At 67.0% G+C, this 25356-nt stretch carries 20 protein-coding genes; 13 read left to right on the top strand and 7 right to left on the bottom strand.

Translation table 11 applies throughout. From position 1 onward, the window contains the following. Window positions 1-47 precede the first annotated feature (47 nt). Both EJB06_RS01505 and EJB06_RS01500 read left to right on the top strand, forming a co-directional pair. Window positions 48-521 (top strand): MarR family winged helix-turn-helix transcriptional regulator, encoded by a 474-nt coding sequence (locus EJB06_RS01505; protein ID WP_126072227.1) that lies wholly within the window; start codon window positions 48-50, stop codon window positions 519-521. 11 nt (window positions 522-532) lie between these two features. Next, window positions 533-1387: a CPBP family intramembrane glutamic endopeptidase gene (locus EJB06_RS01500; RefSeq protein ID WP_126072226.1), complete on the top strand. Its 855-nt coding sequence runs from the start codon at window positions 533-535 to the stop codon at window positions 1385-1387. Here EJB06_RS01500 and EJB06_RS01495 read toward each other — a convergent pair. The 3 genes from EJB06_RS01495 to pstS all read right to left on the bottom strand — a co-directional run bounded on the left by EJB06_RS01495 (window position 1371) and on the right by pstS (window position 5436). Continuing rightward, window positions 1371-1994 carry a redoxin family protein gene (locus EJB06_RS01495; protein ID WP_126072225.1) on the bottom strand — a complete coding sequence of 208 codons (624 nt, stop codon included), beginning with the start codon at window positions 1992-1994 and terminating at the stop codon, window positions 1371-1373. The two genes, EJB06_RS01500 and EJB06_RS01495, sit on opposite strands and share 17 nt — an antisense overlap. Window positions 1995-2039: 45 nt before the next feature. After that, window positions 2040-4199, bottom strand: coding sequence for a protein-disulfide reductase DsbD family protein (locus EJB06_RS01490; protein WP_126072224.1), 2160 nt, complete (start codon window positions 4197-4199; stop codon window positions 2040-2042). A gap of 172 nt (window positions 4200-4371) precedes the next feature. After that, window positions 4372-5436, bottom strand: coding sequence for a phosphate ABC transporter substrate-binding protein PstS (gene pstS / locus EJB06_RS01485; protein ID WP_126072223.1), 1065 nt, complete (start codon window positions 5434-5436; stop codon window positions 4372-4374). A gap of 307 nt (window positions 5437-5743) precedes the next feature. On the opposite strand from pstS, the gene EJB06_RS01480 reads away from it, so the two are divergent. The 8 genes from EJB06_RS01480 (at window position 5744) to EJB06_RS01445 (ending at window position 16444) form a co-directional block, all read left to right on the top strand. After that, window positions 5744-6034, top strand: coding sequence for a hypothetical protein (locus EJB06_RS01480; protein ID WP_370660105.1), 291 nt, complete (start codon window positions 5744-5746; stop codon window positions 6032-6034). Between the two features lie 138 nt (window positions 6035-6172). After that, entirely contained in the window at window positions 6173-7489 is a 1317-nt protein-coding gene (locus tag EJB06_RS01475; protein WP_126072221.1) for a TolC family protein, read from the top strand. A gap of 3 nt (window positions 7490-7492) precedes the next feature. Beyond that, window positions 7493-9019 carry an efflux RND transporter periplasmic adaptor subunit gene (locus EJB06_RS01470; RefSeq protein ID WP_126072220.1) on the top strand — a complete coding sequence of 509 codons (1527 nt, stop codon included), beginning with the start codon at window positions 7493-7495 and terminating at the stop codon, window positions 9017-9019. Between the two features lie 8 nt (window positions 9020-9027). Then, entirely contained in the window at window positions 9028-12153 is a 3126-nt protein-coding gene (locus EJB06_RS01465) for an efflux RND transporter permease subunit (RefSeq protein ID WP_126072219.1), read from the top strand. A 548-nt stretch (window positions 12154-12701) separates the two neighbouring features. Further along, window positions 12702-13298, top strand: coding sequence for a PEP-CTERM sorting domain-containing protein (locus EJB06_RS01460; RefSeq protein WP_126072218.1), 597 nt, complete (start codon window positions 12702-12704; stop codon window positions 13296-13298). A 373-nt stretch (window positions 13299-13671) separates the two neighbouring features. Beyond that, window positions 13672-14364: a methyltransferase gene (locus EJB06_RS01455; protein ID WP_126072217.1), complete on the top strand. Its 693-nt coding sequence runs from the start codon at window positions 13672-13674 to the stop codon at window positions 14362-14364. Window positions 14365-14369: 5 nt separating this feature from the next. Continuing rightward, window positions 14370-15617, top strand: a complete 1248-nt coding sequence (locus EJB06_RS01450; RefSeq protein ID WP_126072216.1) for a hypothetical protein — start codon at window positions 14370-14372, stop codon at window positions 15615-15617. Continuing rightward, window positions 15614-16444, top strand: a complete 831-nt coding sequence (locus tag EJB06_RS01445; RefSeq protein WP_126072215.1) for an arginase family protein — start codon at window positions 15614-15616, stop codon at window positions 16442-16444. The genes EJB06_RS01450 and EJB06_RS01445 overlap by 4 nt, the downstream gene beginning before the upstream one ends. Here EJB06_RS01445 and EJB06_RS01440 read toward each other — a convergent pair. The 3 genes from EJB06_RS01440 to EJB06_RS01430 are packed head-to-tail and all read right to left on the bottom strand — an operon-like array spanning window position 16441 to window position 21620. Then, window positions 16441-18069, bottom strand: a complete 1629-nt coding sequence (locus EJB06_RS01440; RefSeq protein ID WP_126072533.1) for a response regulator — start codon at window positions 18067-18069, stop codon at window positions 16441-16443. The two genes, EJB06_RS01445 and EJB06_RS01440, sit on opposite strands and share 4 nt — an antisense overlap. Continuing rightward, on the bottom strand, window positions 18069-20579 hold the full coding sequence (locus tag EJB06_RS01435; protein WP_126072214.1) for an ATP-binding protein: 2511 nt from the start codon (window positions 20577-20579) through the stop codon (window positions 18069-18071). The genes EJB06_RS01440 and EJB06_RS01435 overlap by 1 nt, the downstream gene beginning before the upstream one ends. A 9-nt stretch (window positions 20580-20588) precedes the next feature. Then, a complete protein-coding gene (locus EJB06_RS01430; protein ID WP_126072213.1) occupies window positions 20589-21620 on the bottom strand; it encodes an ABC transporter substrate-binding protein in 1032 nt (343 codons plus the stop codon). 539 nt (window positions 21621-22159) lie between these two features. Between EJB06_RS01430 and EJB06_RS01425 the strand changes: the two genes are divergently transcribed. Continuing rightward, complete coding sequence (locus EJB06_RS01425) at window positions 22160-22420, top strand: hypothetical protein (RefSeq protein WP_126072212.1); 261 nt, start codon at window positions 22160-22162, stop codon at window positions 22418-22420. A gap of 1 nt (window position 22421) precedes the next feature. Further along, window positions 22422-23858: an MbnB/TglH/ChrH family RiPP precursor modification enzyme gene (locus EJB06_RS01420; RefSeq protein ID WP_164557767.1), complete on the top strand. Its 1437-nt coding sequence runs from the start codon at window positions 22422-22424 to the stop codon at window positions 23856-23858. 12 nt (window positions 23859-23870) lie between these two features. On the opposite strand, the gene EJB06_RS01415 is transcribed toward EJB06_RS01420, so the two are convergent. Then, complete coding sequence (locus EJB06_RS01415; RefSeq protein WP_126072210.1) at window positions 23871-24644, bottom strand: glutaminyl-peptide cyclotransferase; 774 nt, start codon at window positions 24642-24644, stop codon at window positions 23871-23873. 136 nt (window positions 24645-24780) lie between these two features. On the opposite strand from EJB06_RS01415, the gene EJB06_RS01410 reads away from it, so the two are divergent. After that, window positions 24781-25278 (top strand): arsinothricin resistance N-acetyltransferase ArsN1 family B, encoded by a 498-nt coding sequence (locus EJB06_RS01410; protein WP_229426878.1) that lies wholly within the window; start codon window positions 24781-24783, stop codon window positions 25276-25278. Window positions 25279-25356 lie beyond the last annotated feature (78 nt).

Genomic DNA, 25356 nt, shown 5'->3' with positions numbered 1-25356 from the left:
CGAAAAATATATATAAGCGCTTATATAAATGGTGCTAACATAGCGCCATGAAACAAGGACTCGGAACCCAATTACGCCATTTGATCGAACTGCTCGATGGCGCGGTCCTGCAAGCCTATATGGATGCGGGCCTCGACTACCGGCCGCGCTACACCCCCGTGATGCGGGTACTGGCGCAGCAGGAAAGCGCGACCATCGGCCAGCTCGCCGCGCTGGCCGGCATCACCCAGCCGGCCGCAACCCAGACCGTGGCGCTGATGAAAAAGGAAGGCTTGCTGCTGGTGGTAGCCGGCGGCGGCGATGGGCGGCAACGCGTGGTGCGCCTGAGCCCGCAGGGCGAGCAGCTGTTGCCACGCTTGCAAGCCTGCTGGCAAGCCACCAAGCGCGCGGCCGACAGCCTCGATGCGGAACTGGCGTTTCCCTTGTCCGCCTGCCTGGCGCAAGCCATCGCCGTCCTGGAGCAACGCCCCTTTGGCGAGCGGATTGCACAGGCAGGCAAGCCAACACCTCCCACCACCTGACGAAAGCGTTTATGGAAAACACATTGGACACGCCGCTCGACAAACCCGGACTGGCCTCGCGCTGCCTGGCGTATCCCCTGGTGCGGATCGTGCTCGGCATCCTGCTGACCTTCGCCTGGGTGCCGCTGGTCATGATCGCCGCGTCGACACTGGTGGACAAGCCCTACCGCATCGTCTGGCCGCAATTGCTGGCTGCCGCGCTGGTATGGTTCGGCTACCGCTGTTACGTGCGCCGCATCGACAAGCGCCAGCCGGCCGAACTGGCGCTGCCGGGCATGCCGCGACAACTCGGGCTCGGCTTGCTGATCGGCGCCGGCCTGGTGATCCTGACGTTCGCCACCCTGGCGGCGCTGGGCGTGTACCGCTTCGACGGCGTCGGCAGCCCCGGCCTGACAGCGATGCTCGTCCCGCTGGCCGAACTGCTGCTGGTCGGCATGGCCGAAGAAATGGTATTCCGGGGCATCATTTTTGGCGTCACCCGGCGTGCGCTGGGGACCAGGGCCGCCATCGTCATCTCGGCGCTGGCGTTCAGCCTGGCGCACCTGCCCAATGACGGCGTGTCGCTGCTGGCCATGGCGGTGATTGCCGCCTACGCCGTCATGCAGGCCGCGCTGTACATGACAACGCGCACCCTGTGGGCGTGCATCGGTACCCATGTCGCCTGGAACTACTGTGTCGGCCAGCTGTTTTCGTCGACCGTGTCGGGGCATGCCGGCAGCGGCGGGCTGCTGCGCGGCGAGCTGGTCGGCAACACCATGCTCACCGGCGGCGCGTTCGGGGTCGAAGCGTCGCTGGTCGCGCTGCTGCTGATCGGTGGCGCCGCCGCAGTCCTGCTACGCCGGTCGCCGTCTAGCCCGCGTACTTGATCGAGCAGCCGTAGGGCCTGGTATTGGCCTTCTCGACCGGTTTTCCGGCGCTGATGGCGGCCAGTGCGGCGCTCACGTAGTTTTCGGCTTTCGGCAAATCGTTCTTGTCGGCCGTGGGAATGCTGTCGATGCCACCCTTGTAGACCAGCTGGCCGGCCGCATTGACGATGAAGATGTGCGGCGTCGTTTGTGCGCCGTACAGCTTGCCGATCTTGCCGTCCGGATCGAGCACGGTAGCGGTCGGCGCGGCCTTGCGGCTGCCATTGAGCTTCTGGGCTGTCGCGCCGTCCACATGGCCTTGCTTGCCGGGCGCCGACGACAGCACCTGCAGCCACACTACGCCTTTGCCAGCGGCATCTTTCTGCAGGTTCGGGATGTTGCCGCTGTCATAGTGCTTGGCGACGAAGGGGCACTCATGGTTGGTCCATTCCAGCACCACCGTCTTGCCCTTGTAGCCATCGAGCTTGAGCGGCTTGCCATCGGCCCCGAGCGCGTCGAACGCCGGCGCCGCCTTGTTCAGTTCAGCGTTCGCCAGCGCGGCCGTTGCGGCGGCCAGAAAACCCGCCGCAACGGCGGCCTTGAGCAGATGCTTGATTGTGTCCGACATGGCGTTTCTCCTTGAAATATCAGTTGAACGAACAATGGCCCGGCGCTATTTCGAGCGTAATGCCGAGCTGACGATGTCATGCGTCAGGATCTGGGGCAGCACCTGCGCCTCCGATCCCGTGCCTGATGGATAAAACAGGTACAGCGGCACGCCCGAGCGCCCGTATTCCTTGAGCAAGGCGCTGATCCGGGCATCCTGGTTGGTCCAGTCGCCTTTTAAATAGGTGATGCCCTCTTCCCGCAACAATGCCTTGAAGGCCGGCTGGCTCAGCGCCACCTTTTCGTTGACCAGGCAGGTGATGCACCAGGCGGCGGTCAGGTTGACGAACACGGGCTTGCCCTGCTGGCGCAGTTCGGCAAGGCGCGGCGGGGAATACGCTTCCCACTCCTGCCCTGCCCCGCCTTGCGCCAGTTGCGCAGGCACAGCAGCCAGCACGCCCACCGCCTGGAAACTGATTCCGACCGTGATCAGCATGCCTGCCAGCAGCACGCCGTTGGCCGCCAGACGGGCCCTCCCGCTGGTGTTGCGGGTGCTGTCGAACAGCCAGGCGATCAATGCCAGTACGGTCATGCCGCCCAGCGCCACCGGCACCGAGTTGACGCCGGCCTGCTGCGCCAGCACCCACACCAGCCACACCGCCGCCGCGTACATCGGAAAGGCCAGCGCCTGCTTGAGCCGCTCCATCCACAGGCCGGGTTTGGGCAGTACCCGGTGCAGCGCCGGCCAGGCGCTGACCAGCATGTACGGCAGCGCCAGGCCCAGGCCGAGCGAGAGGAAGACCAGCCACAGCACGAGCGGCGGCTGGGTCAGCGCGAAACCGAGCGCCGCTCCCATGAAAGGCGCCGTGCACGGGGTGGCGACAATGGTGGCCAATACCCCCGTGAAAAAACTGCCGCTGTAGCCCTGGCGCTCGGCCAGGCCCGCGCCGAGGTTGGCCGGGCCCGCCAGCGCGAACACACCGGACAGGCTGAGGCCGACGACAAAGATCAGGTAAGCCACCCCCAGCACGAAATACGGCGACTGGAACTGGAAGCCCCAGCCCACTTGCGCGCCCAGGCTCTTGATGACGATCAGCGCCAGGGCCAGCAGGCTGAAACTGGCCAGCACGCCGGCCGTGTAGGCCACGCCCTGCATGCGTTTCTGCGCGCCGCTGAGGTCGGAGTGCTTGAGCAGGCCGAGGGCCTTGATCGACAACACCGGAAAGACGCAGGGCATCAGGTTGAGCACGATGCCGCCGGCAAAGGCCAGCAGCAGCGCACGGGCCAGCGTCATGCCGTCCTCGTTCCCGGCGGGCGCCGGCGCCGCCTTGGCGGCTGGCGGCGCCAGCGCGCCCGCGCCCAGTTCCACCGCGTGGACAATCGCGCCATGGCCGCCGGAGGACGATTTTTCTTCCGCCACCAATACGCCACGCACCGGGCTGCCTTCCGCAGGCGGCGTCTCGCCGGGCGACAGCGCGATCGTGAGCTGTTGTCCCTCCAGTTTGAATGTCTGGGCGGCATTGTGGGCCGCCATTCCCCATTCGGCCGGATAAAAGCGCAAGGTATGCCGCTGGACGAAGGCCGTGGCGCTCATGGCGCCCACGTCCGCCGGCAAGGTCAGCCGTGCCAGCAGTTTGCCGTCCTGCCGCTGATAGGCAGCCTTCCAGTCGACCGCTTGCGGGATCTTGCCGAGGGCCGCGTCGATGATCGCCTTGTGCTCGCTGTCGACCGACGCCGTGGCCGCCACCGTCAGCGTGGTCCGCAAGGTGGCGTCCTGCGGAATGCAGCTTTCCTCGCACACCAGCCAGCTGGTCTTGGCTTCGAGCGGGATGTCGCTGCCGACCGCCTGCGACGCCGGTATTGTGAGTTTTGTCAGCAGGACGACCTGGTCCGAGTACCCGTAGTTGCTGATGGGGCCGATGTCGAAGCGGCTCGGCGCCGGCCAGAGGATCTCGCCTGCCGTCACCCCGGCCGGAAGTGTCCAGGCGATGCGGGTACTGGTGCCCGAGTCGCCCGGATTTTTCCAGTAGGTATGCCAGTGCGGAATGATCTTTTGTTCGAGGCCCAGATAGACCGTCTGTCCGGGCGCCACCGTGGCATGGTCGCTGATCAGCCTTACCGCCACCTGCTCGGTGCGCGCGCTATCGGGCGGCAACTGCGCCGCTGCGCAGAGGGGCGCAAGCGTCAGCGCCACGGCGCCAATCCAGCGAACGGAAACAGGGACCATGAAGACACTCCGGGTAGCGTAAAGACGCGCTCTGCGCTGCAAGAAACATGCGCGATCCGGCTATACTAATCAAACTGCGGCGCCGAGGCAACGCATGCGCGCGCTGCGCCAAACGGCAAAAAGCCCGCCGGCGCGAGGCGCGGGCGGGCTTTTTGCTACTTGCAAGGACGGATCAGCGCAGGTCGAGCGCCTCGGCCAGCGACCACTTGAGCGGCTTGCCGCTGCTGTCGGTGATCGTGGTCAGGTCGCCGAAGATGCGGCCCTGCATGGTGTCCGGCAGGCGCACGAAGTTGGCGTTGCCGACGATCGAATCGCCGTGCGCGAAGCCCCAGGCGAAGAACTTCAGCGTGGCAATCGTCTTTTCCGGATTGTTGGTCGCCTGCGACGCCACGATGAAGGTGCCGGACGTGATCGGCCAGGTGGTCGGACCGACGCGGTCGGTCAGCATTTCTTCATACTTGGCCTGGCTGACCCACGGGCTGTTCAGCAGCGCGGCAGTGAAACTTTCGGCGCCCGGCGCGACCACTTTGCCGTCGCGGTTTTTCAGGCGGGTATAGGCCAGCTTGTCCTGCACCACATACTGATAGTCGACATAGGCAATCGCACCCGGCGTCTGCTTGAGCGCGCTGACCGCACCGTTGCTGCCGTTTACCTGCGTTACGCCATTGGCCCAGGCGACAGTGAAGTTGCGGCCGTAGGCCTGCTTCCATGCCGGGCTGACCTTGCTCAGGTAATCGCTGAAGTTATACGTCGTGCCCGAACCGTCCTGGCGCGCGATTACGGCAATGGCCAGGTCCGGCAAGGCCACGCCCGGGTTGGCGGCGGTCAGCTTCGGATCGTTCCATTTGGTAATCTTGCGCGAGAAAATGTCGGCCAGCAGTTCGCCAGTCAACTGCACATCACCGCGCTTGAGGCCCGGCAGGTTGACGACAGGTACCACGCCCGATACCGCGCTCGGGAAGCAGATCATTTTGCCGGCCTTGAGGTCGGCTTGCGACGGTGCGATGTCGGTCGCGCCGAATTCGACGGTCTTGGCCTTGACCTGCTTGATGCCTTCGCTGGAACCGTTGGCCTGGTAGCTCAGTTTCAGGTTTTGCGATTTGCCGTAAACATCGGCAAGTTTGACGTACAGCGGTTGTGCCGCGGACGAGCCGGCGCCGCTGATATCGACGGCGTTGGCAGAAAATGCGGAAAGGAGTAATGACAGCGTGACAGTAGTTTTAGCGACAGAGAACATAAATCCCATGGGTCTTGAAGAAATCGGAAACGCGCCGGCTGCCAGGGCAGCCGGGAAACGAGCAACCGATGATCATAACAGACGGACAACACCCCGACAATCCGTGTAAATACTTAGTTTCGCGTCATTGGATAAAAAAACCCTCTAATAAACAGGCACTTATGATCGCTGCATTAAATATATTCCGTTCGCATGAGCGGCCCGCCGGCGGCTTGTCGCGAGACGAGCGGGTTCGCCTCGCTGCTGTTACAATTCGCCCATGCGACGTTTGTTCATCATTTTCATGCTGCTGATCTTTCCGCTCCAGGTGAGCTGGGCGGTTGCGAGCGCATATTGCGCGCATGAGACGTCGTCGACCATGTCCCATCCCGGGCATCACGAGCACGCCGACGACAATCACGCCAGCCACGGCGACACCCCGTTCGGCATCGACCAGGATTGCGGCGACTGCCACTTCACCAGCGTCGGCATCACGACCACCACCAGCGGCAACATCGCGCCCCCTCCCACGGCGTATGCGCACGCAGCCGAGGCCGCTCGTCTGGGCACCTTGCGCCCCGCGCGTCCCGAACGTCCCAAGTGGCAAGGCCCTGCCTGATCCGGCTGCCGCTGCCGCACTGTTGATGCCACTACGCTGCTGATGCCAGCACCCTGCTGGCCATCACTGCCGTCAACGACACTTGCACCGCTGGCGCGCCCGGCCGGATTCCCTTGCCATTTCAACCAGGAGAATTCGATGTACAAACTCGTCTTGCCGATTGCAATCGCCGCGGCATGGCCTTGCCATACGCAGGCCCGGACTGCGCCCGCCACCGCGTCTGCTGTCATGAAAGCCGATCCGGCCGACACGACCTTACTGACCAAAATCGATGCGGCGTCCCCGTCCGGCTCGCCACTATTGCTGGCCGGCGCCCTGGCGCGCGTACTGCAAGCCAATCCCGAACTGCGCGCCGGCACCCTCGAAATCGATGCCCAGGCCGGCGCCGTCATGCAGGCCGGGGCCGCGCCCAATCCCGAGCTGGCCACGCTGGTCGAAGACGCGCGCGAGCCGACCCGGACCACGACCATGCAGCTCAACGTCCCTATCGAACTGGGCGGCAAGCGCACGGCGCGCATCAATGCCGCCCAGCTCGGGCAGGATGCGGCAAACGCCGAACTGGCCGTGAAGCGCAATGCCGTGCTCGCCTCCGCCCGCGCCGCCTTCTACGACCTGCTGGCTGCCCAGCAACGCCAGCACATCGCCAACGAAGCGCTGGCCCTGGCCGACGGCGCGCTCGCAGCGGCAGCCAAGCGCGTCCTGGCCGGCAAGAACTCGCCGGTCGACGAAACGCGCGCCCGCATCGCCGCCTCCGGCGTCAAGGTCGACCTGGCCCAGGCCGGCGGCGAGCTGGCCGGCGCCCGACACCGCCTGGCCGCGCTATGGGGCGGCACTGGACGCGACATCGGCCGCGTGGAAGGCCGGCTCGACCAGCTGCCGGCGCAAGCACCCCTGTCCCGCCTGATGGACCAACTCAACGCCGCACCCGCAGTACGACTGGCGCAGATCGAACTGGCGCGCCGCCAGGCCCTGTCGCAAGTCGAACGGACCAGCCGCGTGCCCGACCTGACCGTCAGCATCGGCGCCAAGCGCGACCGGCAAGCGGGCCGCAACCAGGCGCTCTTCGGACTGGCCATTCCCCTGCCCCTGTTCGACCGCAACCAGGGCAAGCTGCACGAAGCGCTGCAACGCAGCGAAAAAGCCCGTGTCGAACTCGATGGCGCCCGCGCGCGCCTCACCGGCGAACTGGCTCAGGCGCACGAAGCCCTGGCCGTCGCCCGCGAACAAGCGCGCCTGCTGAACGAGGACATTCTGCCCGGCGCGCACAGCGCCTACGAGGCCGCGCGCACCGGTTTCGAGTACGGGAAGTTCAACTTTATCGATGTGATCGACGCCCAGCGCACCTTGCTGCAAGCCCGCACCCAGCACCTGCGCGCCCTGGCCGACGCCCACCGCGCCGCCGCCGACATCGACAGCATCCTTGGCGCCCCAGGCGCCGCACAGACAGTGGAGTAATGCATGACATCCCCTTTGAACAAGAAACAAACCATCGTCATCGTCGCCGCCCTGCTGATCGGCGCCCTGCTCGCGGCGCTGATCCTGGCGCGCAAGCCCGCGCAGTCGCATGACGACCATGACGAACACGGCGGCCATGCGGACAGCGAACAGGTCGACCACGGCGGCAAACCGCACCAGGAAGACGCGGTACCGGCGCGCGGCCCCCATGGCGGCAAGCTCTTCGTCAGCAACGGCTACGGCCTGGAAGCATCTATCTTCGACCACAGCGCCGGTCCGCAGTTCCGTATTTATACCTACCAGGACGGCAAAGCGCTCGATCCCTCGGCCAGCAAGGTGCAGGTGACCCTGGAACGCCTGGGCCGCGCCGCGCAGACCATGCGCTTCGCGCGCGAAGAAGACTACCTGCGCGGCGACGCCGTGGTCGGCGAGCCGCATTCCTTCAAGGTCGGCATCCTGGCCGAACACGGCGGCAAGACCTACCGCTTCGGCTACGAGCAGGTCGAGGCGCGGGTGACGATGTCGGAGACCCAGGTCGCCCAGAATGGCGTCGATATCCACACGGCCGGTCCGGCGCGCATCAAGAGCGTGCTCAAACTCAATGGCGAGATCGCCCTCAACGCCGACCGCACCGTGCACGTGGCCCCGCGCCTGGCCGGCATGGTCGAGTCGGTCAGCGCCAACGCGGGCCAGTCGGTGCGCAAGGGCCAGGTGCTGGCCGTGCTGTCGAGCCAGGCCCTGGCCGGCGAACGCAGCGCCTTGCTGGCCGCGCAGCAGCGGCTGGGGCTGGCGCGCAGCGTGTTCGAGCGCGAACGCAGCTTGTGGCAACAGAAAATCACGGCGGAACAGGATTACCAGCAAGCCCGCGCCGCCCTGCAGGAAGCCGAGATCGCCACCCAGAGCGCGCGCCAGAAGCTCGACGCGCTCGGTGTCGGCGCCGGCAGCCTCAAGCAACTGGCGCGCTATGAAGTGCGGGCGCCGATCGATGGCGTGATCACGCAAAAGACCGTTGCCGCCGGCGAATCGGTGAAGGAAGAAGCGAGCCTGTTCGTGGTGGCCGACATGTCCACCGTCTGGGCCGAGCTGAGCGTGAGCGCGCGCGACCTGGAAACCATCCGCCAGGGCCAGGACGCCACCGTGCGCGCGGCCGACGCCAGCGCCGGCGGCACCATTTCCTACGTCAGCACCCTGGTCGGCGAGCAGACCCGCGCCGCCAGGGCGCGCGTGGTCTTGCCGAACCCCAAGGGCGTCTGGCGTCCCGGCCTGCCGGTGACGGTCGACGTGGTCGCCGCCGAAGTCACCGTGCCGGTCGCGGTGCTGCTCGAAGCGGTGCAGAACGTCAACGAATTGCCCTCGGTGTTCGGGCGCTACGGCGACCATTTCGAAGCGCGTCCGCTGGTGCTGGGGCGCAGCGACGGCGAGTCGGTCGAGGTGGTCAGCGGCCTGCTGGCCGGTGAAAAATATGCCGCCAAGAACAGCTTCCTGATCAAGGCCGACCTCGGTAAAGCCGGCGCCAGCCACGACCATTAAGGACCGCCATGTTCGATACCCTGATTCGTTTTTCCATCGAACGCCGGTGGCTGGTGCTGATGCTGGCCGCTTTCATGGCCGCGCTCGGCGTCTACAGTTACCGCCAGTTGCCGATCGACGCCGTGCCGGACATTACCAATGTCCAGGTCCAGGTCAACACCGCCCTGCCCGGCTATTCGCCGCTCGAAGCCGAGCAGCGCATCACCTTCCCGGTAGAAACGGCGATGGCCGGCCTGCCCAACCTGGAACAGACCCGTTCGCTCTCGCGCTACGGCCTGTCGCAGGTGACGGTGATCTTCAAGGATGGCACCGACATCTACTTCGCGCGCCAGCTGGTCAACGAACGCCTGCAGCAGGCGCGCGCCAGCCTGCCCGCCGGCGCCTCGCCCGAGATGGGGCCGATGTCGACCGGCCTGGGCGAAATCTATATGTGGACCGTGGAGGCCAAGCCCGGCGCTCTGAAGACCGACGGCACGCCCTACGATTCGACCGACCTGCGCCAGATCCAGGACTGGATCGTCAAGCCGCAGCTGCGCAATGTGCCCGGCGTGACCGACATCAATACCATCGGCGGCTACGCGCGCGAGCTGCACGTGGCCCCGAATCCCGGGCAGATGGTGGCGCACGGCCTGGCCCTGTCCGACATCGTCGAGGCGCTGGAGCGCAACAACAGCAATGTCGGCGCCGGCTACATCGAGCGCGGCGGCGAACAATACCTGGTGCGCGTGCCGGGCCAGGTCGGTTCGAGCGAGGATATCGGCGGCATCATCCTGCGCTCGTCCCAGGGCGTGCCGCTGTACATCCGCGACGTGGCCGAAGTGGGCGTGGGCAAGGAATTGCGCACCGGGGCCGCCTCCGAAAACGGCCAGGAAGTCGTGCTCGGCACGGTATTCATGCTGATCGGCGAAAACAGCCGCGCCGTCTCCGCCGCCGTGGACAAGAAACTCGGCGAGATCAACCGCACCCTGCCGCCCGGCGTGATCGCCCGCACCGTCTACGACCGTACCGACCTGGTCGACAAGGCGATCGCCACCGTGCGCCAGAACCTGCTGGAAGGCGCGGCGCTGGTGATCGTCGTGCTGTTCCTGTTCCTCGGTAACATCCGGGCCGCGCTGATCACTGCCATGGTGATTCCCCTGGCCATGCTGGCCACCTTCAGCGGCATGGTCGCCAAGGGCGTCAGCGCCAACCTGATGAGCCTGGGCGCCCTCGATTTCGGCATCATCATCGACGGCGCGGTGGTGATCGTGGAAAACTGCGTGCGGCGCCTGGCCCATGCGCAGGCCGCCGCCGGCCGCCCGCTCACGCGCGAGGAACGCCTGCGCGAAGTGTTCGCCGCCGCCGGCGAAGCGCGCCGCCCGCTGCTGTTCGGCCAGCTGATCATCATGGTGGTGTACCTGCCGATCTTCGCCCTCACCGGCGTCGAAGGCAAGATGTTCCATCCGATGGCGTTCACGGTCGTGGCCGCGCTGCTGGCGGCGACGGTGCTGTCGGTCACCTTCATCCCGGCCGCCGTGGCCCTGCTGATCGGCAACAAGGTGAGCGAGCACGACAGCCGCCTGATGGCCTGGGCGCGCCGCGCCTACCTGCCCCTGCTGCGCCGCACGACGGCCAACAAGGCGCCGGTGATGGTCATCGCCGGCGTGGCGATCGGCCTGTCGGCATTGCTGGCAACGCGCCTGGGCAGCGAATTCGTGCCCAGCCTGAACGAAGGCGACGTCACCATGCACGCCCTGCGCATTCCCGGCACCAGCCTGTCGCAGGCGGTCGAGATGCAACTGGCGCTGGAACGCACCATCAAGCAGATGCCCGAAGTCGACACGGTGTTTTCCAAGATGGGCACGGCGGAAGTGGCGACCGACCCCATGCCGCCCAGCGTGGCGGACACCTTCATCATGCTCAAACCCGAGTCCGAATGGCCGAAGCCGAAGCGCAGCCGGGAAGCGTTTCTCGCCGCGCTGGAGCAGGCGGTCGGCAAGGTTCCCGGCAATAACTACGAGTTCACCCAGCCGATCCAGATGCGCTTCAACGAGTTGCTCTCCGGCGTGCGCAGCGACGTGGCGATCAAGGTCTTCGGCGACGACAGCGCCGTCATGAGCCGCAGCGCCGGACAGATCGCCGCCGTGCTCGACACCATCCCCGGCGCGGCCGATGTGAAGGTCGAGCAGACCACGGGCTTGCCGATGCTCACCATCCGCATCGACCGCGCCCGCACCGCGCGCGTCGGCGTCAACGTCGGCGACGTGCAGCAGGCGATCGCCACCGCCATCGGCGGGTCCGGCGCCGGCTCGCTGTTCGAAGGCGACCGCCGGGTCGACATCGTGGTGCGCCTGCCGGAACCTCTGCGCGCCGACCTGGAAGCGATCCGGCGCCTGCCGATCCGGGTGGCCCAGCGCGAAGGCAACCAGCCGGCCGCCTATGTGCCGCTCGGCGATGTGGCGCAGCTGGACATGGCGCCCGGCCCGAACCAGGTCAGCCGCGAGAATGGCAAGCGTCTCGTGATCGTGACCGCCAACGTGCGCGGGCGCGACATCGGCTCGTTCGTGGCGGATGCGGGCGCGGCCATCGGCCAGCAGGTGAAGATTCCGCCGGGATACTGGATTACCTGGGGCGGCACCTTCGAGCAGTTGCAGTCGGCCACCAGCCGCCTGCAACTCGTGGTGCCGGCTACCCTGGCGCTGGTGTTCATGCTGCTGTTCTTCATGTTCGGGAATGTGCGCGACGGCTTGCTGGTGTTTACGGGCGTGCCGTTCGCGCTGACCGGCGGCATCGTGGCGCTGTGGATGCGCGGCATTCCGCTGTCGATCTCGGCGGCGGTCGGTTTCATTGCCCTGTCCGGCGTGGCGGTGCTCAATGGGCTGGTGATGATTTCCTTCATTCGCGGCTTGCGGGCGGAAGGCATGCCGCTCGCGCTGGCGGTCGAGACCGGCGCCATGACCAGGCTGCGCCCGGTGCTGATGACGGCGCTGGTGGCCTCGCTCGGCTTCGTGCCGATGGCGCTGGCGACCGGCACCGGAGCGGAAGTGCAGCGTCCGCTGGCGACGGTGGTGATCGGCGGCGTGTTGTCGTCGACCTTGCTGACCTTACTGGTGCTGCCGCTGCTGTATCAGTGGGCGCACCGGCGCGACGACTGATCCTGTTATCCGGCGCAGGCGCCAGCCACGCCTGCGCCGTCAGGCACGCTGGCGGCCGTCGCGGCTGCGCAGCCCGGAGCGAATCGACATCGCGGGCTGGCCGTTGGCCGCAGCGATGCCGGAACAATCGCAAGGACTGAATGGACTATTCCGAGACCTTCGACAGCATCATCCCGGTATCGACGTCAAGGTGATTATTCATTGACTGCCCCTGCGCATAATTACTGAGGCCGAATAACGACACAAATCGCTCTTATTTTCTGTTCGTGCTTTTGCTAAGCGGAAATCCAATACGTAATGAATCGACACATACATTGCTTTCGATGTTCGTTCGGGTGATAAAGCAAGCAAATCGTCCGCCAGGGAGCAATTGCCAATATCACCTTCTTATGTAATAGGGTTGCTCGGCAAGGTTCATATTTTATGAGGAAGGTCGTCGCTCGCCCCTGTATTGACAGCTGAATATCGATTGCAATTATCAATGCTTTAACAAGGTCGCTGCGCCCCATACTCGTACCGCCATGTGGCGCACACTTTAGGAGGCAGACATGAAGCCGTATCTGAACAAGCTATGCATCGGACTCGCTGTGGCAGCACTGAATCTGCCGCTGTCGGCGGCAGCGGCTACATACACCCTCACCTCCCCCGGAACGGACCAGGTCGCATGGGTCAATGGCGGACAGTTCGAAATCGGTCGCTTCTCGCTCCAGTCGACGGTCGGCGACATACTCGGCCTCAATACATCGGTGACCTTGATGGATCAGGGATGGGGCGGCCAGGACCCGACCAATGGCGTGTACGTCGGTTTGTTTGCCGGGGAGACCGCCTTGTACACCCTGCACGTCGCCGGTGCCAACCACAGCTGGAAGACGGATAACTACTCCCTCACCGCCAATCAAGGCGACTTCGCCGGCCTCAATGCCGCACTCGACAGCGCCCAATGGAACGCCGGCGTCACCGTTCGCATGTACACCAACGCCTGGGACTACCAGGGATGGCAGCTCCACACCCGCAACGTCAGCCTCGACATGACGTCGGGCGTCATGGCCCCGGTGCCGGAACCGGCAAGCTACGCAATGCTGCTGGGCGGCCTGACCTTGCTCGGCGCGGCCGCCCGGCGCCGGCAGGGTCGGGCAGTGTCGTAAGGTCGACCCGGCCTTGCCGCTGGCGTACCGTGGCGTCGCCCGGCGCCGCCGGTACGCCAGCATGCTCCCGCTGGCGGCGGCGCCTCCGAGTATCCTTTCTCCCCTTATTCGAAAAAGTGATGCACGTGCGCGCTTCGGCCGGCAGGCGAGAATTGCCCCGGGCTGCCGGATCACCTGGAGCGGCGTTTTTCGCTTTGCCTCAGCTCACGACCCGGACGGGGACCGCATCGCCCGGGCGCGTCCGCCCTCGACACATCGATTACGCTGGCCGGCGTGCGGCACTGTGCGGTTCCGGCACGCCCACTAGCGCAGAGCTTGCCTTGTCGATGCGCGTGCGTTAGCATGATGACACCTCGAACTTCGGGATCGTGCCATGCAAACGTCAACGCCCGTCAGCACAGTCAAGATCGACCAGTGGCAGCGCAAGCGCCAGCAGGGGTTCAAATCGGTCCCCGGCGCGGGACGCACCATCACCTACCTGGGCAAGGCGTTTCATGTCTACCCCGACACCTTCTGGCCATTCCTGGACAGCCAGCCGCTGGTGCGCGCGATGCGCATCGCGCCCGGCCAGAGCGTGCTCGATGTCGGTACCGGCTCCGGCGTGATCGCCGTCTTCGCCGGCCTCGGCGGGGCCAGCCGGGTGCTGGCGGTCGACATCAATCCCGCCGCCATCCGCAGCGCGCGCCGCAACGCGCGCCAGCACGGCGTCGACAGCGTGATGGAAGTGCGCCGTTCCGACCTGTTCGACGAGGTGGGCGACGAGCGCTTCGATGTCATCACCGCCAACCTGCCTTTTCGCAACAAGCCCGCGCCCGATGTGGTGGCGCGCTCCCAGTGGGATACCGGCTTCCAGACCAATACCCGTTTTTTCGAACAGGTGGGCGCCCACCTCAAGCCGGGCGGGCGCGTGTACTTTGCGCACGCCAATTTCGGCGAGGTCGACCTGGTCAGGCGCCTGGCCAGGCAGGCCGGCATGCGCGTGCGCCTGCTCGCCAGCAGTGTCCCCGGCGAGGCCGAGGAGCGTCAGTTTCACGTATTCCTGATCAAGCCCGCAGCCTCGGCGTAGCGCCGGTGGAGCGTTTGCTGGCGAAGGTCAATGCCTTGCGCGCCGTGCCGCCGGCGCCCTGGCGCGGGCGGGTACGGCGCGTGCTCGTGATACTGACCAGTTCCCGCTCCGGCTCGACCGTGTTCAAGGACGCGCTCAGCCGCCATCCCGACATCGCCGCGCTGGAAGGCGAAATGGAACCCTTCCTGGCACTTTGCGGCAACGGCTTCGGGCACGACCCCGCGTGCGCCAGCGACGCGCTGGGGCGCCTGCGCAATCCCGATGCGCTGGCCGACAATGTCTTCGATGGGCTGACCGTGGCGTGCCCCGCATGGGCGCCGCGCGCCGAACTGGCGGCGCGCTGGTGCAAGCGCATGCTGCTGCAGTTCCCGGCGCTGTTCGCAGCGCCGGCGCCGTACGCGCAACTGCGGCGCGCGGTCGAGCAGGCCCTGGACGAGGCCTGCCACGGCGCCGCCCGCCCCAGCGCGCGCGCTGCCGCGCAAGCCGTGCTCGAACGCGTGTTTCGGCACAGCGACTGGCGCATCGACTATTACGACGGCGCGGCCGGGCCCGGAAAGTGCAGCCCGTTCGCCGAAGCGGCCAAACTCGAGGAACCGCCCTTCGTCCAGCCCGACCCGCTGCGGCGCCGCTTTACCGGGGACGATGCGCACACCAAGGTCTTGCTGTTCAAGACCCCCTCCGATGCCTACCGGCCCGGCCTGTACCAGCAATTGTTTCCGCAGGCCGAGGTGCGCTATGTGCACCTGAGCCGCGGTTTCGCCCAGAGCGTCAACGGCCTGATGGACGGCTGGCTGTCGCCGACCGGCTTCTTCGCCCACGACATGGCGCGCGCCGGCGTGCGCCTGCGTATCGGCGGCTATTCGCGGCGCCGCGCGTTCGGGCGGCGCTGGTGGAAGTTCGACCTCCCGCCCAACTGGCCGGCCTTCACCTGCGCGCGCCTGGAAGAGGTCTGCCTGAACCAGTGGCTGTCCTGCCACCGCGCCATTCTCGACAGCGGCGTGCGCGCGCACCGGATCGCCTTCGAAGACTTCCTCGACGATCCCGGCGGCGTCCTCGACGCGCTCGGGCGCTGGCTCGGACTCGCCCTGGCGCCGGCGCCGGGGCCGCTGCCGGTGACCATGGCCACCGCCGATCCGGCCCCGTGCCGCTGGCACAAGCGCGCGGCCCTGCTGATGCCGATGGCGCGCCGGGTGGCGGTGGCGCGCACCATGGACCAGCTGGGATACCGGCAAGACGCGGAAAGCTGGCGTTGATCAAGCCCCTGCTCGTTCCCTACCTGATGGGGCAGCGGCGCGACGGCTTGCGCCGCGTGGCGCCGCTGCGCGGCCAGCCATGGCAGGTCGTCAGCGCGGCCGATCCGGGGCCCGAGCGCATCGTCGCCAAGGACCAGCAATTGCGCAGCATGGAAGCGGTCTATGCGCGCCTGGCGGCGGCGGTGCGCGGCGTGCTCCGGGACGGCCACTTCCCGTGCAGCCTGGCGGGCGACTGCGTCTCGGCCATGGGCATGCTGGCCGGACTGCAGCAGGCCGGCCGCGCGCCGCGCCGCATCCTGTGGCTCGATGCGCACGGCGACTTCCACACCTGGGGCACGACCCAGACCCAGTACCTGGGTGGCATGCCGCTGGCGATGCTGGTCGGACGCCCGGACCGGCGCGGCGAGCAGCGCGACGCCATCGCCTCCTTGCGCAACGCGCTCGGCGTGCGCCCCTATCCCGAACGGCGCGTGGTGCTCTCCGACGCGCGCGACCTCGACCCGGGCGAGGACCAGGCCCTGCGCCGCTCCGCCATCGTGCACTGCCCGCTGGACGCGGTGTTGTCCCATCTGCACCCGCAGGAAAGCCTGTACGTGCATTTCGATACCGACGTGCTCGACGAACCGCTGCGCATGCCGGCCCTGAAATACCACGTGCCCGGCGGGCCGCGCCTGGAACAGATGGCGCAGCTGTTCGACCGCCTGCGCGGCTACCGGCTGGTGGCCCTGTCGGTCTCGGCATGGCATGCCGAGCAGGACGAGGATGGCCAGGCCGCGCGCGCCTGCCTGGCCCTGATCGAGCGCCTGCTGCCCGACTCGGGAGACTAGCCTGGCGCCCCGGCCCGCTCGCCCAGCGCGCGCTCGACGACGGAAACGAACACGTCGATGTCGAGCGGCTTGGTGAGATAGCAGTAGAAGCCGGCGTCCTTGCCGAGCGCCATATCGTCCGGCATGGCGCGCGCCGAGACGGCGATGACGGGAATGCCGGCCGTTTGCGGGTCCTCCAGCAGGGCGCGCCGGATTGCATAGCCGTCGATCCCGGGCAGGTTGATGTCGACCAGGATCAGCTGCGGCAGATGGCGGCGCGCCAGCGCGATGCCGCTTTGCCCGTCGCGCGCCGACAGCAGGCGCAGGTCTGCGCGCGGGCGCACGATTTCTTCCACCAGGCACAGGCTGGCGGGATTGTCCTCGATGTACAGCAGCGTGCTCACCGGCTGCGCCGCGCGCGCGGGGCCGGCGCCGGCCCCGCTGGCGGCCCGCGCCGCCGGCGCGCACGGGGCGAACGCGACCCGGAACGTGGTGCCGGCCCCGGGCACGCTCTCGACCTCGATGGTTCCGCCCATCAGTTGCACCAGGTGGCGCGTCAGCGCCAGGCCGATCCCGGTTCCCTCTTCCGTGCCGGCCTCGCGTCCGAGGCGGTTGAACGGCTCGAACAGCTGCGCCAGCTGTCCCGGATCGAGGCCGGCGCCGGTGTCGCGCACCGCGATGCGCACCGCGCCGGTGGCGCCGGTGTCGCAGCCGACCGTGACGCAGCCGTGTTCGCGGTTGTACTTGATCGCATTCGACAGGATATTGATCAGCACCTGTTTCAGGCGCAGGCGGTCGCACAGCAGATGCACAGGGCCGGGGGCGGGAAAGCACAGCGCGACCTTGTGCCGGTCCGCCAGCGGCGCCATCAGGGCCTGGCATTCGGCCAGCACCGGCGCCAGCGCCACCGGCTCCATGGTCACACTCAGGGCGCCCGATTCGACCCTGGCCAGGTCCAGCACTTCATTGATCAGGGCCAGCAGGTGCTTGCCGGCCTGCAGGATGTGGCCGACGAACACCTTCTTCTGAACCGGCGTCGATGGCAGGCTGTCCGAATTGAGGATCTGGGCGAAGCCGAGGATGGCGTTGAGCGGGGTGCGCAATTCGTGGCTCATGGTGGCCAGGAAGGCCGATTTCATGGCGCTGGCGCGCTCGGCTTCGCGCCGCGCCCGTTCAAGGTCCGCATTCATGGCGGCCAGTTCGGCGGCGTGCTGGCGCACCTGCCGCTCCAGGGTGGCGTTATCGATGCGCAGCTGGCGCGTTTCGATGGCGCGGCCCAGCACCGGCAGGATGGCCGCCAGCCGGCACGGCTTCAGAATGTAGTCGAGGGCGCCGACCTGCATGGCCTGGACCGCCGAGGCAATGCTGCCTTCGCCGGTCATGATGATGCAGGCCAGGTCCGGGTCGAGCGCGCGCGCCTCGCGCACCAGGGCGATGCCGCCCGTGCCCGGCATGACCAGGTCGGCCAGCAGCAGCTCGAAGCGCCCCTGGCGCAGCAGCTCCAGCGCCTGCGCCGCACTGGTGCAGCCGCTCATCGCATAGCCCTGCGCGCCGAGCGTGTCGCACAGCGCGCGCACATGGTTCTGTTCATCGTCGGCGACCAGGATCCGGATCGCGGCGTTGCTCGGCTCGGCTTGTTCCTGCATCACGCATCGTCTCCGTCGGGTACGCACGCGGCCAGCGCCTCGCGCAATTCGTGCAGCTTGGGTGGCTTGCTGATGACCAGGTTCACGTCGGCCGGCAAGTCCTCGTCGTTGGCGATGCGCTGTCCCCATCCGGTCAGCAGGATCACCGGCGTGTGCGGCGCCATGGCCTTGACGGCGGCGGCCACGCGCCGTCCGTCCACATGCGGCATGCCGAGGTCGGTGATGACCAGGGCGAACGGCGCACCGTCCTGCAAGGCGCTGCGGAACTGGTCGATGCCGGCCTGGCCGCCGTCGGCCGCCAGCACCTGGTGGCCATCGCTTTCGAGCACCGTGCGCAGCGCCTTTTGCACCAGCGGATCGTCGTCCACGGTCAGGATGCGCAGCGGCGCCTTCCTGCGCGCCGGCGCCCCCGGCGCCGCGGCGGCGGCGGGCGTGTCCGGCAGCGAGAAGGCCAGGCGCATGGTGGTGCCCTGGCCGCGCACCGATTCGATGTCGATGCGGGCGCCGTGGCGTTCGACCATGCCGTACACCATCGCCAGGCCGAGTCCGGTGCCGCGCTCGCCCTTGGTCGTGAAAAACGGTTCCAGGCAGCGGCGCCGGGTATCCTCGTCCATGCCGACGCCGCTGTCGCCCACTTCCAGCACGACCTCGGCCTGCGCGCCGGCGCTGCCGGCCACGCCGCGCGTGGCCAGGGTCAGGGTGCCGCCGTCGGGCATGGCGTCGACCGCGTTGAAGACCAGGTTGGTCAGCGCCTCGCGAATTTCGCTGTCGATGCCCGGCAGCGGCGCCAGGCCGGCCTCGAAGCGCCGGCACAGTTCGATCACGATGCCGCGTTGCTGCGGCATGTCGCTCCAGCGCGCGCGCGTGAGGTCGGCCACTTCCTGCATCAGGCGGTTGGCGTCGACCTGGCCCAGGTGGACCCGGGTTTCGCGCTGGCGATAGAATTCGCGCATGCGCGCCACGGTCGCAGCCACGTCGTCGATGGCGCGTTTGATCACTTCCAGGCTGGCGCGCGCCCTGTCGCTGAGGCCGGGCTCGGTTTCGAGCAGCGACTCGGTGTACAGCGCCACCGGCGAAATCGCATTGTTGATGTCGTGCGCGATGCCGCTGGCCATTTGCCCGAGCGCGCGCAGGCGCTCCTGCTGCACCGCCGTCTTCTGGCTCTGGCGCAAGTCTTCGTAGGCGCGCTGCAGCGCGCCATGGAGTTCGGTCTGGTTGGAGGCCAGCGCCACATGCTCGCTCAGCTGGCGCAGGAATTCGCATTCGCCGCTGCTGAAGCTCGACGGCGCCACGCGCGCCGTCACCAGCACCCCGAACACGGTCGACTCGACCAGCAGTGGCGCCATCACCAGCGCGCGCAGGCCGCCGCCGGCCAGCCGTTGCGGAAACGGAAACGGCACCTCGGCCACGTCCGGTTCGTACACGAGTTCGCCCGCGACGCAGCGCGACAGGCCGTTCTGGCCGACTTCGATGCGGGCATGCTCGCGCATCGCGAACTCCTCGGCCAGGGCGGCGCTGCGCAAGCCCACGCAACTGACCTGGAGCGCCGCGCTGCCTTGCCGGTACAGGCAGATGCAGCAGAAATCGACCGGCAGCTGCTCTTCCAGGCTGCGGATGACGACCTGGAAAATGCTGCGCATGTCCTGGCGTTCGCCCACCGAGCGGGTGATGTGTTGCAGCAGACTCAAGCGTGCGAGCTGGGATCGGACCTTGTTTTCGGCCTGCGCCCGTTCGGCGATCTCGGCCTGCAAGGCCAGGTTGGCGGCGCTCAGCTCGCGCCGCGAGACCGTGCTTTGCTTGAGTTTTTCGGTCATGCCGTCGAAGGCGCTGGCCAGTTCGCCCAGTTCGTCGCGGCCGTGCCAGCCCAGCTTGAAATCGAGATCGCCGGCGCCGACCTTCCTGGTGCCTTCGCGCAGGCGCTCGAGCGGGCCCACCAGGCTGCGAAAGGTCAGCAGGCTGCTGGCCACGATCGTGGCCAGCACCACCGCTCCGAAGGCCGCCACGGCGGCGATCTCGCGCTGCTGCGCAGCCAGCACGCCCTGGCGGCTGCGTTCCGCCAGGGCCATGGCGTCGGCGATCATGGCCTGGGTCTTGCCCGAGATTTGCCCGGTCAGGCGCGAAGCGAGTTCGTCGGAGACCGCGTCGGCGGGCTGGGCGCGCGAGGCCACCAGCTGCGAGAACAGGCGGCCGACGCTGGCGAAGCTGGTGCGCAGCGAGGCCATGCTGGCCGCGTCCTCGGCGCCGCTGAAGGTCGTGTCGGAGGCCAGCAGCGTGGCCAGCGATGCGCTGCGCAGGCGCCATTGGGCAAACACCCGGCGTTCGCTGCGCAAGCCGTATTCGAGGGACAGGTAGCGCAGGGCGGTCACCGCGTTGAGCACCTCGTCGGCCGCCTGGTTCTTGTTCAGCTCGCGCCGCACCTGGTTCGTGGTCGACAGCAGGATGGCCGCCACCAGGGCGACCACGATGGCGCAGAACAGGCCGATCAGTTTAAGGCGGGTTGCAATCTTCATCGCCGCTCCTCAGCGAACCACGGTGACCGCCGCTGGGGCCACCTGGACCAGGGCGTCGAGATACATATTGTCGAGGAAATTCGGCGTCTCGCCGGGCGCGGCCAGCCCGTTCGCGACGGCCCAGCGCGACTGGTCCTCGAGCGCCAGGATCAAGCCCTGGTCGAGCGTCAGCCTGAAGCCCGGGCGCGGCCAGCGCGCGCGCCACGCGCCGCCGTCGGTGCCCAGCACGGCGCCCATCACGGCGCGCGCCTGCTCGGGCCGTTCGCGGCAATCGCGCACGCCGTGCTGCAGGGCGCGCAAGACGCGCCGCATCAACTCCGGGTTGGCGGCGACGTAGGCACGGCTGCCGGCCAGGCTGTAGGGGATTTCGTAGATGTCGTCCGCATGGAACAGCGCGCCGTTCTTGCCCAGCGCGCCCAGCAGCGAGTCGAGGAAGGGTTCCCAGGTCGACACGGCATCGACCTCGCCGGCGCCGAGCGCGGCGGCGAAGCGTTCCGGCTTCATGTCGACCACCGTCACCTGGTGCGCAGCCAGATGCTGGCGGCTGAGGAAACCGTCGAGCACGAAATGGGCCGAGGTGCCCAGGGTGACGCCGATCCGCTTGCCTCTCAGGTCGGCCAGGCTGGCGATCCCGCTGTCGCGCCGCGCCACCAGGCCGTGATCGTGTTCGGTCTTGAAAAAGGTCGCCACCACCGACACCGGCATGTTTTGCATGGCCGCGAACATGATCGGGATATCGGCGGTCGTCGCCAGGTCGGCCTGTCCGGACAGCGCCGCCGCCAGCGCCCCTTTTCCGGTCAGGTGGGTCTGCAGCCGGGCCGCCACCCCCTCCTGCCTGAAATACCCGCTGCCGAAGGCCACCGTGACGGGGCAGGTGCCGACGTACGCCGAGTTCGACGCGATGGTCAGCGTATATGCGGCGGGCGGGTGGCCGGACGCGCGCGGCTGGCGCAGCCACAGCCACAGCGTTCCCGCCAGGACGAGCGCCAGCAACGCTGCCAGCGCATACCGGTAAACGTGCGTCGGAACTGTTCCCGCCATCGCGCCCTCCTCGCGGATGATCCGCGCAGCAACACCAGCGTGACATAAATACACGAAGAAATTCTATCCAATACTCACGGTGTCGCAAAATAATTGCAATTTCGCCATCTCAGGGCGCGGCGCGGCCCCAAGCTGGCCGTTTGCGCACGACATCGGACAGCGTTTTCAGCTGTTCGTACTGGGTTGAAAGGTTCGAAGGACAGGCGCAAAGATCGTCGGAAGCGACCTCGGCAGCACCAACAGCCTCACACTGGGCCAGGCGTGCCGGCCTGGGCGGTCCTGCGGCGCGCCTCGGTCAAGCGCGACACCGGCCAGCATCGCTAACTGCAGCCAAAGTGTCGCGCATCAAAGACGTTCCGCACCAGCCTTTGATGCCGCGCAAAGTCCGTGCACATGATGCCGGTTGGGTGAAGGGGGATGCCTATACTTTAGGCAGCAGACAGCCTCAGCATTAACGCCTGGGACGGCGCTGCCGGGGACAATGCGACGCATTTCCCGAGGAAACTTTCCAATCACCCATACCACAGGAGCGCCACGTCATGGATAGCAACGCCGTCGATCTGCGTACCACCCTGGCTGCACAGCCCGCCACCCGGGCCGTCAGCGTTTCGCTGCCGAGCCAGGTCTACTTCGACCTGGACCAGTTCCAGCGCGTCCAGAAAGAGCTGCTCGGGCAGCTCGGCTGCCCGGCCTGCACCTCGGGCTTCGATATCCGCTACGATATCCAGCGCCGTTTCGTCGTCGATGCCAGCTTGTCGGTGCAGGCAAGCGGGCTGGCGCAAGACCCGCTTTCGCCCTGACATGCGCGAGCTGCCCGAGTCAGGCGTCGGCATGGTCTGCCTGCCCGGCCTCGAAGCGTTCATCGAAGCCGCGCACGACCTGATCGACGTGATCGAAATCGAGCCCCAGCCGCTGTGGTTCAAATCGGCGGCCGCCGGCGTGCCGTACGCCGTCAATGGCGCCGCACTGGCGCAGCTGTGCGCCGATCCGCATCCGAAACTCGTGCATGGCGTGGGATTCCCGGTCGGCGGCAGCGTGGCGCCCGAGCCGGACCAGGTGGCGCTGTTCGTCGATGTCATCGAGGCGCTGGACGCTTCCTGGGCCAGCGAGCACCTGAGTTTTTCGCGCGTCGACGGCGCCGGCGGCGTTTTCAATACCGGCTTTTTGCTGCCTCCGCTGCAAAGCGCGCACACCGTGGCGCTGGCGGCGGCCAATATCCGCGCCTTGAGCAGGCAGTTGCCGGTGCCGTTCGCGTTCGAAACCGGCGTCAACTACCTGCGCCCGGTGCCTGGCGAAATGTCGGACGGCGCGTTTTTCGGGGCGATCGCCGAGGAAGCCGATTGCGCCATCCTGCTCGACTTGCATAATCTGTGGTGCAACGAGCGCAATGGCCGCCAGGGCGTGCTGGCCGCGCTCGACGACATGCCGCTCGAACGCGTGTGCGAAGTCCATCTGGCCGGCGGCGACTATCTCGACGGCTATTATCTCGACGCCCATTCCGGACTGGTGCCGCCGGAGCTGATGCAATTGGCGCAGGCGGTGCTGCCACGGCTGCCCAACGTGAAGGCGCTGATCTTCGAAATCGTTCCCGCCTATATGCCGGCGCGCGACATCGCCCAGGGCCAGTTGACGGCGCAACTGCTCGACCTGCGCCGCCTGTGGGACTCGCGCAAGAAGACGCTGCAGGTGGCATGCGCCCCACGCGCGACAGGCTGCCCCCCCGCGCCCTGCGCTACAGCCTTGCCGTCGCCGGTCGAATGGGAACGCGCGCTGGCCGCGCGCGTGCTGGAACGCGATCCGGACGCGCCGTTTGCGCCGATATTCGACGCCGACAATGGCGTGGCGGTATTGCGCCAGCTGGTCGCGGCGGTGCGCAGCGGGACCGTGGTCGATTCGATGACGCTCAGTTACCGCCTGATCGTCCTGAGCCTGGGCGAGCCGGCCTTTTTGTCGCTGCTGCGGGCATTCTGGAAAACCCGCCCGCCCGAGCCGTTTGCGACCGAGGAAGCGCTCAATTTCGCCGAGTTCCTGCGCGCCCAGGCGCTCCCGATACCGCATCTGGGCGAGGTGCTGGCCTTCGAACTGGCGTCGCACCAGGTGCGCATGTACGCGCAGCGGAAAACCGTGCGCTTCACCTGTTCGCCGCTGCCCCTGCTGATGGCCCTGCGCCACGCGCGCATGCCCGATTTTGCCGACCATGGCGAATTTGCGCTGACCATCGAGCCGCAAGGCCGCTGACGGGCGCCGGCCTCAGCGCGCCTGGCGCCGCACCAGTTCGATCTCGAACAGCCGCGGCCACAGCTTGCCGGTGACGAACAGGCGCTTTTTCTTGCTGTCGTAGGCGATGCCGTTGAGGACATCGACCGTCGCGCCGGCGCGGCTTTTTTCGTCCAGCAGGCCGGCCAGGTCGATCCAGCCGACCACCTTGCCGCTGGCGGGGTCGATGCGCGCGATCACGTCCGAACCCCACACATTCGCATACAGCTCGCCGTCGATCCATTCCATTTCGTTAAGGCGGTCGATCGGCTTGCCCTCGGCCGTGACCTGGATGCGGCGCACTTCCGCCAGCGTCCCGGGATTGAGCACGCGAATGACGGCGGTGCCGTCGCTCATGAACACATCGCTGCCGTTGCTGGCCAGCCCCCAGCCTTCGCCGGGATACGAAAACGTCTGCTTCATCTTCAGCGTTGCCTTGTCGAACACGAAGCCGACGCGCGAGGTCCAGGTCAGGCCGACGATGGTGTTGCCGACATCGGTAATGCCTTCCGCAAAGTAGTCGGCCGCGATATCGGTCTTCATCAGCACCTTGCCGGTTTTCAGGTCGGTCTTGCGGACCGAGGACTTGCCGTTCAGGCCGGTGCTTTCGTACAAAACGCCGTCGCTATAGAACAAGCCCTGGGTGAACGCGTCCGGATCGTGCGGATAGCTGTTCTTGACGATGAAGCCGTACACGGGAATCGCAGCCTGCGCCGCGCCGGCGCCGGCCAACAGCAAAGCGGCGGCCAAAATGGTCAATCTCTTCAAATAACACCTCGGGTCGGATCGATGAAACAGCCGTCTGACCGTTTCTCAAGGCATGAATACTAATACAATTGTGCCAGCACGGCGCCGCAAGCACGGGCGCTGCCGAAAAATCGATCACTCGCCATGGGAGTCCTGCTTGAACATTCGTGATGCCAGCGCCGCCGACGCGGCCGACATTGTCGCCATCTATAACCACTACATCCTCACGACCACCATTTCGTTCGAAGAAGAAAGCGTCAGCGCCGACACCATGGCTGGCCGCATCGCGGACATCCAGGGCGGCGGCCACCCCTTCCTGGTCCTGACCGAGGGCGACACCCTCGTCGGCTATGCCTACGCCACCAAATGGCGCGCGCGCCGCGCCTACCGCTTTGCCGTCGAAAGCTCGGTTTACCTGCAACCCGGCAACGGCGGCAAGGGCCACGGCGCCGCACTGTACACCGCTTTGCTGGCGCGCCTGGCCGATGACGGCTTTCATATGGTCATCGGCGGCATCGCCCAACCGAACCCGGCCAGCGTGGCGCTGCACGAAAAGTTCGGCTTCAGGAAGGTCGCGCATTTCAGCGACAGCGGCTTCAAATTCGGGCGCTGGATCGACGTCGGGTACTGGGAATTGAAACTGAAGGACGCGTAAAAGGCGACCAACGATCTGCCGGTAGCGGTTTCCCTTGGGACTGATAGTATGCAAATTGCCAGGTTTGCAAGCCAAGGA

This window comes from Massilia atriviolacea (assembly GCF_003953935.1).
GTDB classification, from domain to species: domain Bacteria; phylum Pseudomonadota; class Gammaproteobacteria; order Burkholderiales; family Burkholderiaceae_D; genus Telluria_A; species Telluria_A atriviolacea.
The sequence above is the reverse complement of the archived record's forward strand: the minus strand, read 5'-3'. Positions and strand labels throughout refer to the sequence as shown.

What these genes read in the sequence shown, in the direction of transcription:
- EJB06_RS01425 (WP_126072212.1), top strand. Translation starts at nt 22,160, where the DNA reads ATGGATAGCAACGCCGTCGATCTGCGTACCACCCTGGCTGCACAGCCC.
- EJB06_RS01475 (WP_126072221.1), top strand. Translation starts at nt 6,173, where the DNA reads ATGTACAAACTCGTCTTGCCGATTGCAATCGCCGCGGCATGGCCTTGC.
- EJB06_RS01500 (WP_126072226.1), top strand. Translation starts at nt 533, where the DNA reads ATGGAAAACACATTGGACACGCCGCTCGACAAACCCGGACTGGCCTCG.
- EJB06_RS01460 (WP_126072218.1), top strand. Translation starts at nt 12,702, where the DNA reads ATGAAGCCGTATCTGAACAAGCTATGCATCGGACTCGCTGTGGCAGCA.
- EJB06_RS01465 (WP_126072219.1), top strand. Translation starts at nt 9,028, where the DNA reads ATGTTCGATACCCTGATTCGTTTTTCCATCGAACGCCGGTGGCTGGTG.
- EJB06_RS01455 (WP_126072217.1), top strand. Translation starts at nt 13,672, where the DNA reads ATGCAAACGTCAACGCCCGTCAGCACAGTCAAGATCGACCAGTGGCAG.
- EJB06_RS01430 (WP_126072213.1), bottom strand. Translation starts at nt 21,620, where the DNA reads ATGGCGGGAACAGTTCCGACGCACGTTTACCGGTATGCGCTGGCAGCG.
- pstS (WP_126072223.1), bottom strand. Translation starts at nt 5,436, where the DNA reads ATGTTCTCTGTCGCTAAAACTACTGTCACGCTGTCATTACTCCTTTCC.
- EJB06_RS01470 (WP_126072220.1), top strand. Translation starts at nt 7,493, where the DNA reads ATGACATCCCCTTTGAACAAGAAACAAACCATCGTCATCGTCGCCGCC.
- EJB06_RS01420 (WP_164557767.1), top strand. Translation starts at nt 22,422, where the DNA reads ATGCGCGAGCTGCCCGAGTCAGGCGTCGGCATGGTCTGCCTGCCCGGC.
- EJB06_RS01495 (WP_126072225.1), bottom strand. Translation starts at nt 1,994, where the DNA reads ATGTCGGACACAATCAAGCATCTGCTCAAGGCCGCCGTTGCGGCGGGT.
- EJB06_RS01490 (WP_126072224.1), bottom strand. Translation starts at nt 4,199, where the DNA reads ATGGTCCCTGTTTCCGTTCGCTGGATTGGCGCCGTGGCGCTGACGCTT.
- EJB06_RS01440 (WP_126072533.1), bottom strand. Translation starts at nt 18,069, where the DNA reads ATGCAGGAACAAGCCGAGCCGAGCAACGCCGCGATCCGGATCCTGGTC.
- EJB06_RS01435 (WP_126072214.1), bottom strand. Translation starts at nt 20,579, where the DNA reads ATGAAGATTGCAACCCGCCTTAAACTGATCGGCCTGTTCTGCGCCATC.
- EJB06_RS01505 (WP_126072227.1), top strand. Translation starts at nt 48, where the DNA reads ATGAAACAAGGACTCGGAACCCAATTACGCCATTTGATCGAACTGCTC.